The organism is Gracilibacillus thailandensis, from assembly GCF_010994055.1.
Lineage (GTDB): Bacteria > Bacillota > Bacilli > Bacillales > Amphibacillaceae > Gracilibacillus > Gracilibacillus lacisalsi.
In genome coordinates this window covers 1-17143 of sequence record NZ_WJID01000057.1, presented here as the reverse complement: position 1 = coordinate 17143, position 17143 = coordinate 1, and the positions used below count along the sequence as shown (strand labels likewise).

Genomic DNA, 17143 nt, shown 5'->3' with positions numbered 1-17143 from the left:
TTCTAATGATTTAGTTTCCTTAATCCTTTATAATGAATGTAGAATGATTAGAGGAGGAGCACCAGATGATTAAGACGATTATTTTTGACCTTGATGATACACTTTTGTTTGACAAAAAAAGTGTCAAAACCGCATTCGAAGAAACTTGTCAATTAGCAAAGCAAAAATATGGAATCGATCCTGAACAATTAGAAGAAGCTGTACGCGCTCAAGCTCGTAAATTGTATCAAGGATACGAAACCTATGAGTTTACCCAAATGATCGGGATTAATCCTTTTGAAGGCCTATGGGGAAATTTCTTAGATGATCATACATATTTTAAAAAAATGGCAGAGATTGTGCCTAATTACCGTAAAGATGCTTGGACAAATGGTTTAAAACAACTAGGAATAGAAGATGAAGAGTACGGTGCTTACTTAGCAGAACAATTTCCTGAAAACCGTAAGAAAAATCCATTCGTCTATGAAGAAACATTTTCTGTCTTAGAAAAATTGGCGAGCGATTACCAACTAGTTATGCTAACAAACGGTTCTCCAGATCTACAAAACACCAAATTAACGATCACACCAGAACTAAAGGATTACTTTGATCATATTATTATCTCTGGTGGATTTGGCAAAGGAAAGCCTGATCCTAGTATATTTGAACATGCACTGGAAACAGCTGGCGTGACTAAAGATGAAGCAATCATGGTCGGAGATAACTTGATGACAGATATCCTAGGTGCCAACCGGACAGGGATTCAAAGTGTGTGGATCAATCGAGAAAATAAACAACCAACCGATGTACAGCCTACTTATCAAATTAAACATCTTGATGAATTGTTTGCGATTTTGAAGGGATAATCATAAAGAAAAAGAAGGTCAGCATCGATTCAAAAATTTCCGGTTGAATCATAGCGGAATCTCAGAATAAGAGCTATACGTAACAAAAAGAAATTAAGATATAGTAGCAAAGATTTTTAGAAGCCAAGACACCAAGACCCGATTCTAACAGAAGCGACACACAAAATGATAATAAGGACAGAGAGATTTCCTCTCTCTGAAGAATTGAATGACATAAAATTTACCAATTCCTTAGGTGTACACCTAAGGAATTATTACAAGATTCGAACCCAACACTACTGCCGGCTAATTGTCTTACATTATATCAAAAGAGAAATCCTTCTAAAAAAACAATCTTATTCTATTTAATTTTCAATTAATTCTCTCAATCTTGATGTTTCTTCTGGTGATACTTCGTATATCCTTCTTTCGCTATAGGAGTCACGACCATGAAAAAAATAACTTTTTTCTTTTTCATTTCCTAACACTAGACTAATTCCATCTAAAAGGTTTTCTTCATATTTAAGATCAAAACTATGGGTGATGGTCAACTCATCTTCACTGACGTCTTTTGACATTGGAATATTGTATACAATATCTTCAAATTCTTGTATCTCTTGTTCATTTAGGATCTTAATAGGGGTATCGCCTTTTCCTCTAACACCTTCAAAAACAGAAATTTTTTTTGCATTCCTTCCTTCTATTACATGATCTTTATCCTCATCATCTTGACAACCGACTAACATAAGTAAAGTTAATATCGCATATAAGGTAGTTTTAACTTTCACGTTCTTTCACCACCCCTATAAAAAATTTCTTCAAACACATTATCTTATGGTGTTGGAGAGCCTTGTTCTGAATTTGAAGGTGTTCTCTATAACTACTGTAGGGTTGTTCACGAAGCCGGAAACGGGTCTTGTGATTCTTGTTATATACGCATGACAGTCGCTTAATCGACAATTCCACTCGATGTCCTTGCCATGCATGACAAGTTCCTTGATTGTCTCGGTCGATACTTAAGCCCAGGCGAATGGACAATAGGAGTGGCATACAAATGAAGAAAGTTTAGATGTTTGTTTACTTCTAGGTGAAAAAAGAATGATTAAACGGAAGTCCTCCCCGGGCTTTCGTTTCTATTATATGGAGGATTATGCCATTTGAGACATCATCAAACCGAAAGCAATAAATACACCAGAAACTAGCGCAATCAATATCCCAAAAATACCGAGCCAATTTCCCTCATTTGGTTTCACAATCGCTATTGCACCAAAGATAACAGATATGGCAATTAAAACGAATAATAAAACGAGAAAAACGATGAAGTCCCCACTCGGAATATGTCCATAAATCACTAAGAAGCATAGGATAATAGGCAAAACACTCAACGATATAGACCAATAACTAAGCCAACTGAATCGTTTCATCTCATATCACCCTTTCATTTATTTGGCGATGCAATTATTGTTTTAAAAGAGCATAAAAATAACAAGGTTCACAAAAGTTAATATAGTAGCAAAAATCGTTACATTTTCAATCTTTACGTTTGCCTTCTCTAATTTGGAAGCAAAACACCAAACCCCCATTCCAACAGAAGCGATACACAAAATGATAATAAGGACAAACAGCGAATCAACAACGACAGAATTGGCAGACGTGAAAGAAAAATAAAAAAATGCAATAAATGTAAATGTAAGAAACACATTTACAATGAAAAAAGCGTAACTTTTCCACAAACTGTTATTCATTTTCAACTCCCACCTTCCCCAAATTATTATATATACTAGTATAAACTGTTGTCACAAAACATTGTAAACCATTTCCTGTTCAGAGGACATTTTGCTAACGAAAGAAAGGATAATAAAAGTAACAAAATACCCCATATGGATAAGTCTTACCTTCACAATATTCATCCCCCTGTTCCACTTCGAAGGGTTTACTATCAACTTCGATTAGTTCTCTATCAACTTTTGAATTTTACTATCAACTTTACAAAATCAACAGAAAAAGAGCTCTTCAACATCGAAGAGCTCTCATCTATTACAGTTCCATAGCAGTCAATTTTTCGATTTCTTCAAATTCATTTAGTGCTTCCACATCTGCGTCTTCTAAATATTTATCAACCGTTAAGATCATGATTGCTTCGCCACCAACATCTGAACGACCTACTTGCATAGCTGCAATGTTAATTCCACGTTCTGCAAGCAGGCTACCTACTTTCCCGATTACCCCTGGACGGTCATTGTGCTTAATGACTACTAGATCGCCTTCTGGTACTAAGTCCACACTATAAGCATCTACTTGTACAATACGTGGGCCTAAACCATTTAATAAGGTACCTGCGATAGAACGTGTCACTTCTTTTGTTTTCACTTCCACTTTTAAGAGGTTTGTAAATCCTCTCGGTGTAGAAGATTTATTTTCATTAACTTGAATACCTCTTTTTTCCGCTAAGTAAGAGGCATTGACATCATTTACGTGGTCTCCTAAATGACGTTTCAATAAGCCTTTAATTGTATTTCTTGTTAATGGTGCTACTTCAAGCTCTGTTAATTCTCCTGAATAAGAGATATTAATTTCTTCAATAACTCCTGGAATTAAATAGGTTAAAAATGTACCAAGTTTTTCAGACAGATGGAAATACGGCTCAATTTTATTCATCAATTCTTTCGGTACAGATGGTAAGTTAACTGGGTTTTTCGCTACATCTTCTGTTAAGTAACGCACAACGTCATGACTAACATCAATTGCTACATTTTCCTGTGCTTCTACCGTACTAGCACCTAAGTGAGGTGTCGCAATAACTTCTGGAAGCTCTAATAAACGATGATCTGTTGCAGGCTCCTCTTCAAATACATCAAGAGCTGCTCCCGCTACTTTACCAGATTTAATCGCATCATATAAAGCATCCTCATCAATAATACCACCACGAGCACAGTTAATAATACGTACACCGTCTTTCATTTTTGCGAAAGCATCTTTATTAATCAAATGCTTGGTTTCTTTAATTAATGGTGTATGAACCGTAATGAAGTCAGATGCAACAATGACGTCCTCCACTGAACCAAAATCAACACCGAGCTTGTCTGCTCTTTCTTTTGTTAAGAACGGATCATAAGCAATAACATTCATTCGTTGACCTTTCGCACGTGCTGCTACTTCTGCACCGATACGTCCCATACCAACAACACCTAGTGTTTTACCTTTTAATTCTACGCCGACATGTGTTTTACGATCCCATTTACCATTTTTCAATGCTAAAAATGCTTGTGGAATCTTTCTTGCTAATGACATAAGCATCGCAACCGTATGTTCAGCTGCAGAATTCGTATTACCATCTGGTGCGTTTACGACAATTACTCCGTATTCCGTTGCTGCACTTAAATCAATATTGTCAACCCCAACACCTGCACGACCTATAATTTTTAATTTAGATGCTTGGCTAATAATATCTCGCGTTACTTTTGTTTGACTTCTTACTAATAAGGCATCATATTCCCCAATTTTTTCTGTCAACTCATCAGGAGATAAACCCGTATCAATATCGACTTGAATATTGTCTGCTTCTCGTAATGGTTTAATTCCATCTTCACTTAACGGATCGCTAATTAATACTTTAAAAGTCACAGTTGTCCCCTCCAAAAAAATTATATTTCTTGTACAAAAGTATCCAGCTTGTTGAATAAGTGAAACACTTCACTTATATACACTTTCTATTAATTAATATTATTATAGCACTTTTAAACTTTAATAAATAGAATGGAATTGAGAAAATTTCGACACTTTGGCTTTTGAAAATGTGGAACATTATTAAAGTTTTCTCTATCATAGCAAATTAAAAGAGAATGTCAATACGAAAAAGTAAATATCCACCGATATTGTTCGTCTTTTAAGTATTCACTATTATTTAATTTACTATTGAAGCTTTGTCTTGATCCAAAACACGAACGTTGAGGCTGAGTATAAATGAATGTATAACATTTGTGTGGATGTCAGGGTCGAGCTATTCTTCAGAGATTCTGTTATTAGTGGGATAACTAAGAAATGGAGCTATAAACATAATAGGTTTTCCTGATATTAAGTGGACCGATATAGATTGTGATTGTTCGATTGGTGAAGTCACTTAGTTCCTCAAAGCCAATCAATGCACAGTTTGATCCTTTCCGACCTAATAAAAGAGCTTGAAGCATCACATAGCTTCAAGCTCTTACACATTTATTAGTCATTCACGTAAGGTAAAAGCGCCATTTGACGAGCGCGTTTAATTGCCTTAGTCAATTTACGTTGATATTTTGCAGAAGTTCCAGTTACACGACGAGGAAGAATTTTTCCACGCTCAGAAACGAAACGACTTAATAAACCAACATCTTTATAGTCGATGTGTGTAATACCGTTCGCTGTGAAATAACACACCTTACGACGCTTTGCGCGACCACGACGAGCTGCCATAATCAAAAACCTCCTTTAATTTAAAATGGTAAATCATCATCCGAAATATCGATAGGCTCTCCACTATCCTGGAATGGATTACCGCCATCGTTATTCCCTTGATTATTTTGATTATTATTGTTTTGGTTAAATTGATTTTGATTTGCTTGACTCGGTTGGTTCTGATTTTGATTATATCCTTGAGATCCTTGTGCGTTAGGTTGCCCACCAGTTGATCCACCCTTAGATTCCAAGAATTGAATCGATTCTGCCATTACTTCTGTCATGAAGACTCGTTGACCTTCTTGATTATCAAAACTACGAGTTTGAATACGACCATCTACACCGATTAGACTTCCTTTTCCCATGTAGTTTGCAAGGTTTTCCGCTTGCCTTCTCCATGTGACACAGTTAATAAAGTCTGCTTCTCGTTGTCCTTGCTGATTAGTAAAAGGTCTATTACAAGCTATGGTAAAATTTGCTACGGCAACGCCATTTGGTGTATAACGTAAATCAGGATCTTTCGTTAACCTGCCGACAAGCACGACACGATTTAACATCAGAACCACTCCTTATTATTGATCATCTTCACGAATTGCCATGTGACGTAAAATGTCATCAGAGAACTTCGCTTGACGATTGAATTCGTTAATAGCTGTTTCATCACCTGTAAAGTTAATGATTACATAATATCCATCACGATAGTCGTTGATTTCATAAGCAAGACGTTTCTTACCTACTTCTTCAACTTTTTCAATTTCCGCACCATTATTCGTAAGGTAACCGTTAAAACGCTTGATTAGAGCTGTTTGTGCTTCCTCCTCGATATCTGGGCGGATGATGTACATGATTTCATATTTATTCATCCGTTTACACCTCCTTTTGGTCTTGACGGCCCTATTTCTGAGAATAGAGCAAGGAGTAATAGTCTCATTACTCACAATAAGATATTATATCAATTTTCTTTCTCTAATGCAAACAATATTTTGCATGTAACAAGTGATCCTGCTATACGTTAAAACGGAAATGCATCACATCTCCATCTTTCACCAAATAATCTTTACCTTCTAATCTTACTTTTCCTTTTTCTTTCGCAGCCTGTTCAGAACCTGCTTCGACTAAATCATCATAAGAAACTGTTTCAGCACGAATAAATCCTTTTTCAAAGTCACTATGAATAATTCCTGCTGCTTGGGGTGCTTTGATTCCTTTTTTAAATGTCCATGCTCGTACTTCTTGCTCTCCTGCTGTAAAGTATGTTGCTAAGCCAAGCAAGTTATAAGTTGCCTTAATCAGTTGATCTAGTCCTGATTCAGCAATTCCTAACTCTTCCAGGAACATTTCTTTTTCTTCTCCGTCTAATTCGGCAATCTCAGACTCTACCTTGGCACTTACCACAATGACTTCCGCTTCATCTTTGGCAGCAAAATCTTTTACAAGCTGTACATATTCATTGTTATCTGCTTCTAATAATTCATCTTCGCCTACATTAGACACATACAATACCGGTTTACTTGTTAATAAGTGTAAACCTTTAACAAGCTTTTGTTGCTCTTCTGTAAAAGATACCGCACGCGCTGGTGTTTCTTCTTCAAATGCATCCTTTAACTTCGAAAGCACTTCAAATTCAGCCATTGCTTCTTTGTCTTTCTGTTTTGCCATTTTTTCTACACGTTGAATTCTTTTTGAAACAGTTTCCAAGTCGGCTAAAATAAGCTCCAAATTAATGGTTTCAATATCGGAAATAGGATCTACTTTTCCAGATACATGGGTGATATTTTCATCTTGGAAACAACGAACAACGTGACAAATTGCATCTACCTGGCGAATATGCGAAAGAAACTGATTACCTAGTCCTTCCCCTTTACTCGCTCCTTTAACAATCCCTGCAATATCAGTAAACTCAAATGCTGTAGGGATTGTCTTTTTTGGTTTTACTAATTCTGTTAGCTTTTGCAATCTTTCATCTGGTACTTCTACAATTCCTACATTCGGATCTATCGTACAGAATGGATAGTTCGCCGATTCTGCACCCGCTTGTGTTATTGCGTTAAATAACGTTGACTTACCCACGTTAGGTAAACCAACAATTCCTGCTGTTAATGCCATGTTAACTTTCACTCCTTAAGGATTCCGTCCATATGAACGTATCAGTCATACCAATTATAGTGATACTTTTCCAAAATGACAAGTTATTAAAAAACGAAAATCAAGGGCATTAACCCCTTGATTTTCCAATTTCCCTCTATTGAAAAAATGATTTATTACCTTTCAGCATACTAGAAAAAAAGATTTTGTTTCACGTGAAACATTTTTATGAAAATTATTTCATTCCTGATGTTCGAGTACTCGTTTCATTTTTTGTTCGAATCGTTTACGTGGTAACATGACACTATGCCCACATCCTTCACACTTAATTCGAATATCCATGCCCATGCGGATAATTTTCCAGCGATTCTCACCACATGGATGGGGCTTTTTCATTTCGACTACATCATTTAATTGAAATTCCTTGCGCTCCATGTTATCACCTCAATCTTACACGATATTCTGATACCTATTATATTAGATTTTTTTATAAAAAGGAAATAGTAAGATAGCACAAAGTAAATATAAATTGACAATTCCATAAATGGGATAAAGAAATTCAATCAATGTCGAAAAGCCAATCGTTGTTAACGGTGTGAGAATGACTAATAAAACGATGGTAATTTGCCATAAATGATATTTAAAGAAACGGCCAAGCCTTGTTACCAGTCCTAAAACACCTGAGATAGCTGTGGTAAATATAGCACACCACAGTAAGATTGACATTATAATATACGTGTAATTAGGATAATTCTTCAGTATCGCAAATAAAGGAATTTCATATAAAATAATGACCTCAGATATCTGAATTAAGGAATTATTATATAAAAAAGAGATAATTCCTAGAATCAAACCACTACCAACACTTGCTATCACTATTTCACCATTTGATTCAATCTTTTCCCCTACTGCTCCTAACACAGCGATGATGGACAAGATATTTAAAGCTGTAAATGTAAAAGCAGCTGTCCAGTTTGCTTGATGGTCTAACGATATGATGAATGGAAGTTGTTCATCTATTGAATAAATGACTAAAATCGATAATAAACCTATGATTAATAAAGGTAGTATGATGACATTAAAAGTGAGCACCCCTTTAATGCCTTTAATAAAAATCATAATAATAAAAACAACTATAAAGAGTATGCCAATCCATTTGGAAAGTTGAAAAGCTTCGAAGGTTGCACCACTACCAGCTATCATAATCACAGTGGTGGACATAAGGTAGAAGAAAATTAAGATATCATAAAAACGTGCAATACGTTTCCCCAGAATAATCTCCAATAATGCGTAATAATTAGACGTTCGGTTTTGATAACCAACTTTCATTGTAATTGCTACTGAAGCAATAAAGAATAAGGTAAATAAAAGAATAGCCAGTCCACTTTCATGACCAAAAAATTGCCATAATTCTCTGCCTGAAGCATACCCTGCCCCAACCATTGTTCCTATAATTAAGAACATCCACTTCGCACCCGATTTCCACATATCTTTGCCTCCAAAAAAGCTTTAGATATATTAAAAATATGCGACGCAGGACAAAGGTATGAACAAAAATTCCTTCACTTTAACAGTCACTAACCACGCACTGATTGTCCGCTACAAAATAGATACAAGCTGCCTGAGCGGACATTTACTGCTTTATTTGAATGAAAATCAGCTGTTTTTCGATGTCCGCAGACATTGAATCCCTTATTTGGTTTATTTCGGCTTCCATTAGCACTATTTTCGCTGAATAGCGGAATAGATGTCCGCGACTACCCTAATAACGGAACAGATGTCCGCATCTTTCTCAGTATTCTAAAATACTATAAATCCATAGCTAAAATAAAAAATAATGAATACAAAAATTGCTGGTAGAAAGTCTCCTATTTTTATTTTGGTGATGTTAAGAATATTTAGGCCAATTGCTAATATTAATAACCCCCCTATTGCAGTAACCTCATTGATAAATCCATCTAAGATAGATTGTGGGAGCCAGTTATTAATTTGTACCGCTAGTAATGCAATCGAGCCTTGATAAAGAATAACTGGTATCACCGAAAAAATGACGCCATATCCTAATGTTGTGGTTAACACCATTGCCATGAAACCGTCTAAGAACGCTTTCGTATATAAGACTTCATGATCCCCTCTCAGTCCACCATCCAATGCACCGACAATGCTCATTGCTCCAATGACAAAGATTAAAGAAGCCGTTATAAACCCTTCTGTTAAATTCCCATTACCATCCTTACTTATCTTACCTTCTAGTTTTTGCCCAAGGATATTTAATTTATCTTCCAAATGTACGCCTGCACCAATAATAGATCCGAGTAATAAACTTAGCAAAATTAAGATAATATTATCTGCTTGAATCGCCATTTGAATACCAATCAGTGCTACTACTAAACCAATTCCTTGTAAAGCAGTGTTTTTAATTCTTTCTGGGATATTAGAAAAAACAAGACCAATAATGGTGCCAATAATTATACATAAACCATTTACTAATGTTCCTAATAAAGCCATTATGCATCCACCTTCACCTGTAACATAGTTTCACATGAAAAAGCCTGATCATTCGCACCCGCAAACAATCAGACCAAGTATTATTCTATCTTATCTAAAATACGGTTTAAGTCTTCTTCCGAAAAGAATTCTATTTCAATTTTACCTTTTCTTTTTCCTTTGTTAATCTTTACATTCGTTCCAAAGTACTCTTTCAAATGATTTTCCTTTTCGGTAATAAAAATATCCTTCTTTGGTTTTTTCTTTTTCTTCGGTTGCTGATTATTAAGTTCGTTTATTAATGCTTCTACTTGGCGAACATTTAATCTCTCTTTCGTAATTCGTTTCACTACTGGTTTGATTTTATTTTTATCTTTTAAACCTAATAAAGCTCTTCCATGTCCCATGGAAAGTGCTCCGTGGTTGATTTGGGCAATAACCTCTTCTGGCAAACTGAGAAGTCTTACCAGGTTCGCGATATGTGATCTGCTTTTCCCTAATCGCTTAGCAAGTTGATCCTGTGTTGTACCTAATTCATTAATTAAACGATCATATGCAGTTGCTTCTTCAATTGGAGTTAAATCCTCACGCTGAATATTTTCTAATAACGCTAACTCCATCATTTGTTCATCTGTTAAATCTTTAATAATAACAGGTATTGTGTCTAAATTTGCTTCTTTAGCCGCTCTAAACCTTCTCTCACCTACAACAATTTCGTATCCTCTAATGCTCTTTCTTACTATCAAAGGTTGTAAGATACCATGTTGTAAAACAGATTCTTTTAATTCCTCGATCGCATCCGCTTCAAATACTTTTCGTGGTTGATACGGGTTTGGCCGGCACTTACTCAGTTCTACCTCTTCAATCTTGTCAGAATCTTTTTCTTCTATTTCTGGAAAAAATGCATCTAACCCCTTACCTAATCCTCTAGCCACCAGCAATCACTTCCTTTGCTAAATCAAGGTAAACCTCTGCTCCTCTTGATTTAGAGTCGTATGATATGATTGGTTGTCCATGACTTGGCGCTTCACCTAAACGAATATTACGAGGTACCACCGTGTTATAGACTTTATCTTGAAAGTACTTTTTCACTTCATCTATTACTTGCAATCCCAGATTCGTTCTAGCATCTAACATGGTTAAAAGAACTCCTTCTATCATCAGTTCTTTATTTAAATGTTTTTGCACTAACCGAATCGTGTTCAATAACTGACTTAATCCTTCTAATGCATAATACTCACATTGAACCGGAATTAATACAGTATCTGAAGCTGTTAAGGCATTGATTGTTAACAACCCTAGTGAAGGAGGACAATCAATGATAATATAATCATAATCATCCTTAATACTATCAATAGCCTTCTTCAAGCGAACTTCACGTGAAATAGTAGAAACTAATTCTATTTCAGCTCCAGCTAGCTGAATGGTTGCAGGTATTATTTCTAAGTTTTCGATATCTGTTTGTAAACATACTTGTTTCGTTTCAATATCCTCTACTAACACGTCATATATACAATGACTTACATCTGCTTTATTAATCCCTACCCCACTCGTTGAATTACCTTGAGGATCTATATCAACAATTAATATTCTTTTATTAAGATGTGCTAAACATGCACTTAAATTAACAGAAGAAGTCGTTTTGCCGACGCCACCTTTTTGGTTTGCAACGGCTATTACTTTACCCATGGTGTCACCTACCTCTTGCATCTTTTCTCTTATTCTATCACTAATATTCTATTATAAATAAATTTTTTTTGATTTTTAGCATTTTTAGTCAAAATGGTACAATTTATAAACCTGAAAATTCCTACTATCTTGCCAAAAAACAACCCATCTTCCTAACTTATAAAGATGGGTCATCATGTAATCATTTTTTCTTAGGAATTTTGATCGTAATCTGATAAAAGTCATCATGATCCTGTTCATCAGTCTCTAAATCGATTCCGGTGTCCGATACCATGTCTAACGATTGCCTGATCGTGTTCATGGCAATTCTCATATCTTTGTTAACACCTTTTAATCGAGGCTTTTTGGCAGGCTTTTTCTTATCAGATAACATTCGTTCTATTTGTGCCTCTGTTTGTTTGACATTTAAATCTCGGTCTATAATCTGTTGTAAAATTTTCAGTTGAAGTTCTTCACTCTTTAAAGCGATCAATGCACGAGCATGCCTCTCTGTAATTGTCTTCTGTAAAATAGCTTGTTGCACTGGTTCTGGCAATTTCAATAAGCGCATTTTATTTGCTATTGTCGATTGGCTTTTCCCTAAGCGTTGGGCTAACGCTTCTTGTGTTAATTCATGCATCTCGATCAATTTCTCATACGCGACCGCTTCTTCGATTACTGTAAGTTCCTCGCGTTGCAAGTTTTCAATTAATGCTACCGATGCCGTCTCTTTATCTGTCATCTCGCGGATAATTGCAGGAACCTTTTCCCAATTCAGGCTTTTTGCTGCTCGCCAACGTCTTTCCCCTGCAATTATTTCATATTTTTCCTCTTCTTCATCAAGAGACCGCACGACAATCGGCTGGATCATACCATGTGTATGTAGGGTTTGTGCTAATTCTTTGATTTTTTCTTCATTAAATATGGATCTAGGCTGGTAGCGATTTGCTTCAATAGCATCAACATCAATAAAAACTACTTCATCCTGATAGCTTTCCTGGTCCTCTATTAATTCTTCATCCACCTTATCACCTAATCCAAAAATACGACCAAATGGGTGTAACATAATCAACACCACCTTTTTTCTGCTTAAACAAAATTCAAATAATATGAGAGCGAATACTTTTTTCCCTATTTATCAATTAAATAAAAGGGAAAACTTGCTTAAAACTAGAATTTAAGCAAGTCATAGAAGCCGTTTTATATCCCAAATGTTTCACGTGGAACATAACTAGTAATCTGTTACTCTTATTTTATCATAAAAAATCAAAAAGCGATAAAAAATATGACTTATTTTTGATAAAAATATCAATTATAATGGATTTTTATTAGGCACACCTGGTTTTCGCGGGAATTTCTTTGGTGTTTTACGTTTTTTGTCAATAATGACGATATTTCTTTCGCCGTTATTTTCTGGTAATGAAAAATGTTCAACACGTTGTAATTTTCCACCAAGCAGTTCGATAGCATCTTCGGCATCGGAAAGTTCTTCCTCCACATTAGAACCTTTCATCGCAATAAACGTACCATTTGTTCGTAAAAGTGGCAGGCAAAGTTCAGACAAAACAGAAGTCCTTGCAACGGCACGAGCCATCACTACATCAAATTTATGTCTAAACTTCTCATTTATACCGAATAATTCAGCTCGATCATGGTAAAAACTCACACCTTCAAGTTCTAGTTCTGTGGCTAAATGATTTAAAAATGTGATCCGCTTCTTCAATGAATCGACAATGGTAACATTGATTTGCGGAAAAAGTATTTTGAGTGGAATACTAGGGAAACCTGCTCCAGCACCCACATCACATAAATGAAACTCATTTGTGAAATCAAAATAGAATGCAGCTGTAATCGAATCATAAAAGTGTTTGGCGTAGACTTCTTCTTTATCTGTGATCGCTGTTAAATTCATTTTTTCATTCCACTCCACCAGTATGTGGAAATATTTCTCAAATTGCTGTAATTGTTTTTCGGTGATCTCAATACCTTCGTTTTTTAAATGTTCTTGAAAGGACGAAAGATTCATCTTGCCACTCCTCTATTCGTTCGATACTTTTGCTACATTCCCTTGTTCAATATACACTAACAGAATGGAAATATCAGCTGGGTTAACCCCTGATATTCTTGATGCTTGTGCTACAGATAACGGACGAACTTGTTTTAATTTTTCTCTTGCTTCCGTAGCAATACCGCTAATCGCATCATAATCAATATCATCTGGGATTAATTTATTTTCCATTTTTTTCATGCGCTCGACTTGTTGGTTTGATTTTGCGATATAACCTTGATATTTAATTTGAATTTCGACTTGTTCTTTGATATCAGCCGCTAATTCTTTTTCAGGTGGAGCTACTTGTTCAATCACATCATACGTTACTTCTGGTCGCTTCATTAAATCATAAGCAAGAATGCCATCTTTTAGCCTCGTGCCACCGACAGACTCCATCAACTTTTGTAATTCTTCCGTTGGTTTTAACCGAATATTGCTTAATCGCTCTTTTTCTTCTTCAATTAACTGTTTTTTCTCTTCGAAACGTGCAAAGCGCTCATCGGAAATCAAGCCCATTTGATGACCTATCTCGGTTAAGCGTAAATCCGCATTATCATGACGTAGTAATAAACGGTATTCTGCGCGTGACGTTAACAGTCGATAAGGTTCATTGGTGCCTTTTGTCACAAGATCATCGATTAATACACCAATATACGCCTGAGATCTATCTAAGATTAATGGGTCTTTGTTCAATGCTTTAGCTGCTGCGTTAATTCCAGCCATTAAACCTTGACCTGCTGCTTCTTCATATCCAGATGTCCCATTAATTTGACCCGCAGTGAACAAACCTTCCACATCTTTCACTTCAAGTGTCGGCCACAATTGTGTTGGCACGACAGAATCGTATTCAATTGCATAGCCGGCACGCATAATATCCGCTTCTTCTAACCCTGGAATACTGCGTAAAATATCGCGTTGTACGTATTCAGGTAATGAGGTTGATAAACCTTGGACATACACTTCATCCGTATGACGACCCTCTGGCTCTAAGAAAATTTGATGACGTGGTTTATCATGGAAGCGGACAATTTTATCCTCAATAGATGGACAATAACGCGGTCCTGTTCCTTTAATCATACCGGAATACATCGCTGATAATCCTAGATTTTCATTAATAATCTCATGCGTTTTTTCATTTGTATAGGTTAACCAGCATGGAATTTGATCCAAAATTTCCTCCGTTGTCTCGTAGGAAAAATGTTGTGGATGGTCATCCCCTGGCTGAATTTCTGTTTTATCGTAATTAATCGAATGATTATTTACTCTTGGTGGTGTACCTGTTTTAAATCGAACTAGATCAAACCCTAGCTCTTCCAAGTTTTCTGCTAATTTTACGCTTGCTCGCTGGTTATTAGGCCCACTTTCATAAGAAATATCACCAATGATGACACGTCCACGCATAAACGTACCCGTTGTAATAATAACTGATTCAGCACGATATAATGCTTTCGTCTCTGTGATAACCCCTTTAACTTGATCATCTTCGACAACTAATTTTTCTACCATTCCTTGACGAAGAGTTAAATTTGGTTCTTGTTCTAATGTCTTTTTCATTTCTTGGATATATAAAGGTTTATCTGCTTGTGCACGTAATGCCCGAACAGCAGGTCCTTTCCCTGTATTAAGCATTCTCATTTGAATGTATGTTTTATCGATTACTTTACCCATTAAACCGCCCAATGCATCAATTTCACGAACGACGATACCTTTGGCAGGTCCGCCGATGGACGGATTACAAGGCATAAATGCGATCATATCTAAGTTCAATGTTAATATTAATGTTTTCGCTCCACGTTTGGCAGCAGCATAAGCAGCCTCTACCCCTGCATGTCCTGCTCCGATGACGATCACATCATAATGACCAGCTTCATAAGTTGACATCGCTGATCCTCCTTTTTATCAATATTTATTTTCCTAAACAGAACTGTGAAAACAGTTGATCAATCAGACTGTCCTGCATCGTATCTCCTACAATCTCACCCAATAATTCCCAAGCTCTTGTCACATCAATTTGTACCAGGTCAATTGGCATATCTGCATCCATCGCTCCCATTGCATCTTCTAGAGCCTTTAAAGTTTGTTGTAATAACTGAATATGGCGGACATTCGAAACATACGTTAAATCACCACTTTCCAAATCTCCCGCAAAGAAGGTATCTGCAATTGCTTCTTCTAAATCATCCATACCTTTATCTTCAATTAATGCAGTCGTTATCACTTTTTGATCACCGGCTAATTGCCTTACTTCATCCAAGTCTAACTTTTGATCCAAGTCTGTCTTATTGACAATCACAATATATTCTAATCCTTCTACCGCTTTAAACAGGTTACGGTCTTCCTCAGTTAGTTCCTCACCATAATTCAACACTAATAAAATTAGATCCGATTCCTTTAATGCTTGCCGAGAACGTTCCACTCCGATTCGCTCGACAATATCCTCTGTTTCGCGAATTCCCGCTGTGTCAACTAATCGTAACGGAATACCGCGGACATTGACATATTCCTCAATCACATCTCTCGTTGTACCTGGAATATCTGTTACAATTGCTTTCGTTTCCTGTACAAATGCATTGAGCAAAGAGGATTTTCCTACGTTTGGACGACCAATAATTGCAGTTGCAATACCTTCCCGTAAGATTTTTCCCTGTTTCGCCATACTTAATAACCGTTCTACTTCCTGATATACATCTTCTGTTTGTTTTCGTAACATTTGGTGAGACATTTCTTCAACGTCATCATACTCTGGATAATCGATATTTACTTCTACATGTGCTACCGTTTCAATTAACTTTTGCCGTAATTGATGAACAAGTTTCGATAATTTCCCATCTAATTGCTTCAATGCAATATTCATTGCCTTATCTGTTTTGGCACGAATCAAATCCATAACAGCTTCTGCTTGTGATAAATCTATACGTCCATTAAGAAATGCTCGTTTGGTAAACTCTCCTGGTTCAGCTAAACGTGCACCATGGAACAAAACATGTTCTAATAATCGATTAACAGATGCTAGTCCTCCATGACAGTTAATCTCTACTACATCTTCCTTCGTAAATGTTTTTGGGGCACGCATGACTGTAACCATTACTTCTTCCATCATTTCATTCGTTTCGGTATCGATCATTTTTCCGTAATGTATCGTATGGGATTCTACTTTTTCGAGATCTTTTCCCTCAAATAATTTATTGCTAATGGCAATTGCGTCTTCACCACTCAATCGAACAATTGCGATCGCCCCTTCTCCGATCGGTGTCGAAATCGCTGCTATTGTATCTTTTTCCACTTCTTCACCCCCATTATTCTAACTTTTTCTATATCAATTGGCTATTTATTTCATTTAGTGTCACTAACTTATTAGAATAGCACAAAACTATATCACTTGAAAAGATATCCACACTCAGATTTAAAATTTATCGTCGCTATATATTATCCACATGTGCATAACTTTTTATGAAATCAATTATTCACAAACAACTTTCTTATTAATTCGACTTAGATATAAACTACGAAGTAATGAAAGGAGAAAAAATGAGGCTTTCTCCCATTATGATTAATGATGAACGCTCACATACGCTCCGGCAGAATACTCCGCTTTCCGTGG

Annotated in this window: 18 protein-coding genes; 1 reads left to right on the top strand and 17 read right to left on the bottom strand. The window is 36.1% G+C overall.

Annotation, left to right across the window (positions count from 1 at the left end; genetic code table 11):
• Nucleotides 1-65 precede the first annotated feature (65 nt).
• On the top strand, nucleotides 66-845 hold the full coding sequence (locus tag GH715_RS15925) for an HAD family hydrolase (protein WP_153836247.1): 780 nt from the start codon (nucleotides 66-68) through the stop codon (nucleotides 843-845).
• Nucleotides 846-1189: 344 nt separating this feature from the next.
• On the opposite strand, the gene GH715_RS15920 is transcribed toward GH715_RS15925, so the two are convergent.
• The 17 genes from GH715_RS15920 to mnmE all read right to left on the bottom strand — a co-directional run bounded on the left by GH715_RS15920 (nucleotide 1190) and on the right by mnmE (nucleotide 16825).
• Nucleotides 1190-1612, bottom strand: coding sequence for a hypothetical protein (locus GH715_RS15920; protein WP_153836246.1), 423 nt, complete (start codon nucleotides 1610-1612; stop codon nucleotides 1190-1192).
• Between the two features lie 360 nt (nucleotides 1613-1972).
• Nucleotides 1973-2248 carry a hypothetical protein gene (locus GH715_RS15915; protein ID WP_153836245.1) on the bottom strand — a complete coding sequence of 92 codons (276 nt, stop codon included), beginning with the start codon at nucleotides 2246-2248 and terminating at the stop codon, nucleotides 1973-1975.
• A 42-nt stretch (nucleotides 2249-2290) separates the two neighbouring features.
• A complete protein-coding gene (locus tag GH715_RS15910) occupies nucleotides 2291-2569 on the bottom strand; it encodes a hypothetical protein (RefSeq protein ID WP_153836244.1) in 279 nt (92 codons plus the stop codon).
• Between the two features lie 292 nt (nucleotides 2570-2861).
• Nucleotides 2862-4448, bottom strand: coding sequence for a phosphoglycerate dehydrogenase (gene serA / locus GH715_RS15905; RefSeq protein ID WP_163578714.1), 1587 nt, complete (start codon nucleotides 4446-4448; stop codon nucleotides 2862-2864).
• 591 nt (nucleotides 4449-5039) lie between these two features.
• Complete coding sequence (gene rpsR / locus GH715_RS15900; protein WP_018934413.1) at nucleotides 5040-5270, bottom strand: 30S ribosomal protein S18; 231 nt, start codon at nucleotides 5268-5270, stop codon at nucleotides 5040-5042.
• Nucleotides 5271-5290: 20 nt separating this feature from the next.
• Complete coding sequence (gene ssb / locus GH715_RS15895) at nucleotides 5291-5809, bottom strand: single-stranded DNA-binding protein (RefSeq protein WP_018934414.1); 519 nt, start codon at nucleotides 5807-5809, stop codon at nucleotides 5291-5293.
• 15 nt (nucleotides 5810-5824) lie between these two features.
• Nucleotides 5825-6115, bottom strand: coding sequence for a 30S ribosomal protein S6 (gene rpsF, locus GH715_RS15890; RefSeq protein ID WP_153836242.1), 291 nt, complete (start codon nucleotides 6113-6115; stop codon nucleotides 5825-5827).
• Nucleotides 6116-6257: 142 nt separating this feature from the next.
• On the bottom strand, nucleotides 6258-7358 hold the full coding sequence (gene ychF, locus GH715_RS15885; protein ID WP_153836241.1) for a redox-regulated ATPase YchF: 1101 nt from the start codon (nucleotides 7356-7358) through the stop codon (nucleotides 6258-6260).
• Nucleotides 7359-7577: 219 nt separating this feature from the next.
• Nucleotides 7578-7772 (bottom strand): DUF951 domain-containing protein, encoded by a 195-nt coding sequence (locus GH715_RS15880; protein WP_018934417.1) that lies wholly within the window; start codon nucleotides 7770-7772, stop codon nucleotides 7578-7580.
• Nucleotides 7773-7814: 42 nt separating this feature from the next.
• Nucleotides 7815-8825, bottom strand: coding sequence for a YkvI family membrane protein (locus GH715_RS15875; protein ID WP_153836240.1), 1011 nt, complete (start codon nucleotides 8823-8825; stop codon nucleotides 7815-7817).
• 312 nt (nucleotides 8826-9137) lie between these two features.
• Nucleotides 9138-9845 (bottom strand): DUF554 domain-containing protein, encoded by a 708-nt coding sequence (locus tag GH715_RS15870; RefSeq protein ID WP_153836239.1) that lies wholly within the window; start codon nucleotides 9843-9845, stop codon nucleotides 9138-9140.
• 80 nt (nucleotides 9846-9925) lie between these two features.
• Nucleotides 9926-10759 carry a ParB/RepB/Spo0J family partition protein gene (locus GH715_RS15865; protein ID WP_163578713.1) on the bottom strand — a complete coding sequence of 278 codons (834 nt, stop codon included), beginning with the start codon at nucleotides 10757-10759 and terminating at the stop codon, nucleotides 9926-9928.
• Complete coding sequence (locus GH715_RS15860) at nucleotides 10752-11513, bottom strand: ParA family protein (RefSeq protein WP_026287421.1); 762 nt, start codon at nucleotides 11511-11513, stop codon at nucleotides 10752-10754. Before GH715_RS15860 ends, GH715_RS15865 begins: the two co-directional genes overlap by 8 nt.
• A 181-nt stretch (nucleotides 11514-11694) precedes the next feature.
• Nucleotides 11695-12558, bottom strand: coding sequence for a nucleoid occlusion protein (noc, locus tag GH715_RS15855; protein ID WP_153836238.1), 864 nt, complete (start codon nucleotides 12556-12558; stop codon nucleotides 11695-11697).
• A gap of 246 nt (nucleotides 12559-12804) precedes the next feature.
• Nucleotides 12805-13518, bottom strand: coding sequence for a 16S rRNA (guanine(527)-N(7))-methyltransferase RsmG (gene rsmG / locus GH715_RS15850; protein ID WP_153836237.1), 714 nt, complete (start codon nucleotides 13516-13518; stop codon nucleotides 12805-12807).
• A 12-nt stretch (nucleotides 13519-13530) separates the two neighbouring features.
• Entirely contained in the window at nucleotides 13531-15423 is a 1893-nt protein-coding gene (mnmG, locus tag GH715_RS15845) for a tRNA uridine-5-carboxymethylaminomethyl(34) synthesis enzyme MnmG (RefSeq protein ID WP_153836236.1), read from the bottom strand.
• A 25-nt stretch (nucleotides 15424-15448) separates the two neighbouring features.
• The gene (mnmE, locus tag GH715_RS15840; RefSeq protein ID WP_163578712.1) at nucleotides 15449-16825 is read right to left on the bottom strand and encodes a tRNA uridine-5-carboxymethylaminomethyl(34) synthesis GTPase MnmE; all 1377 of its coding nucleotides are present in this window, start codon (nucleotides 16823-16825) and stop codon (nucleotides 15449-15451) included.
• Nucleotides 16826-17143: the final 318 nt, after the last annotated feature.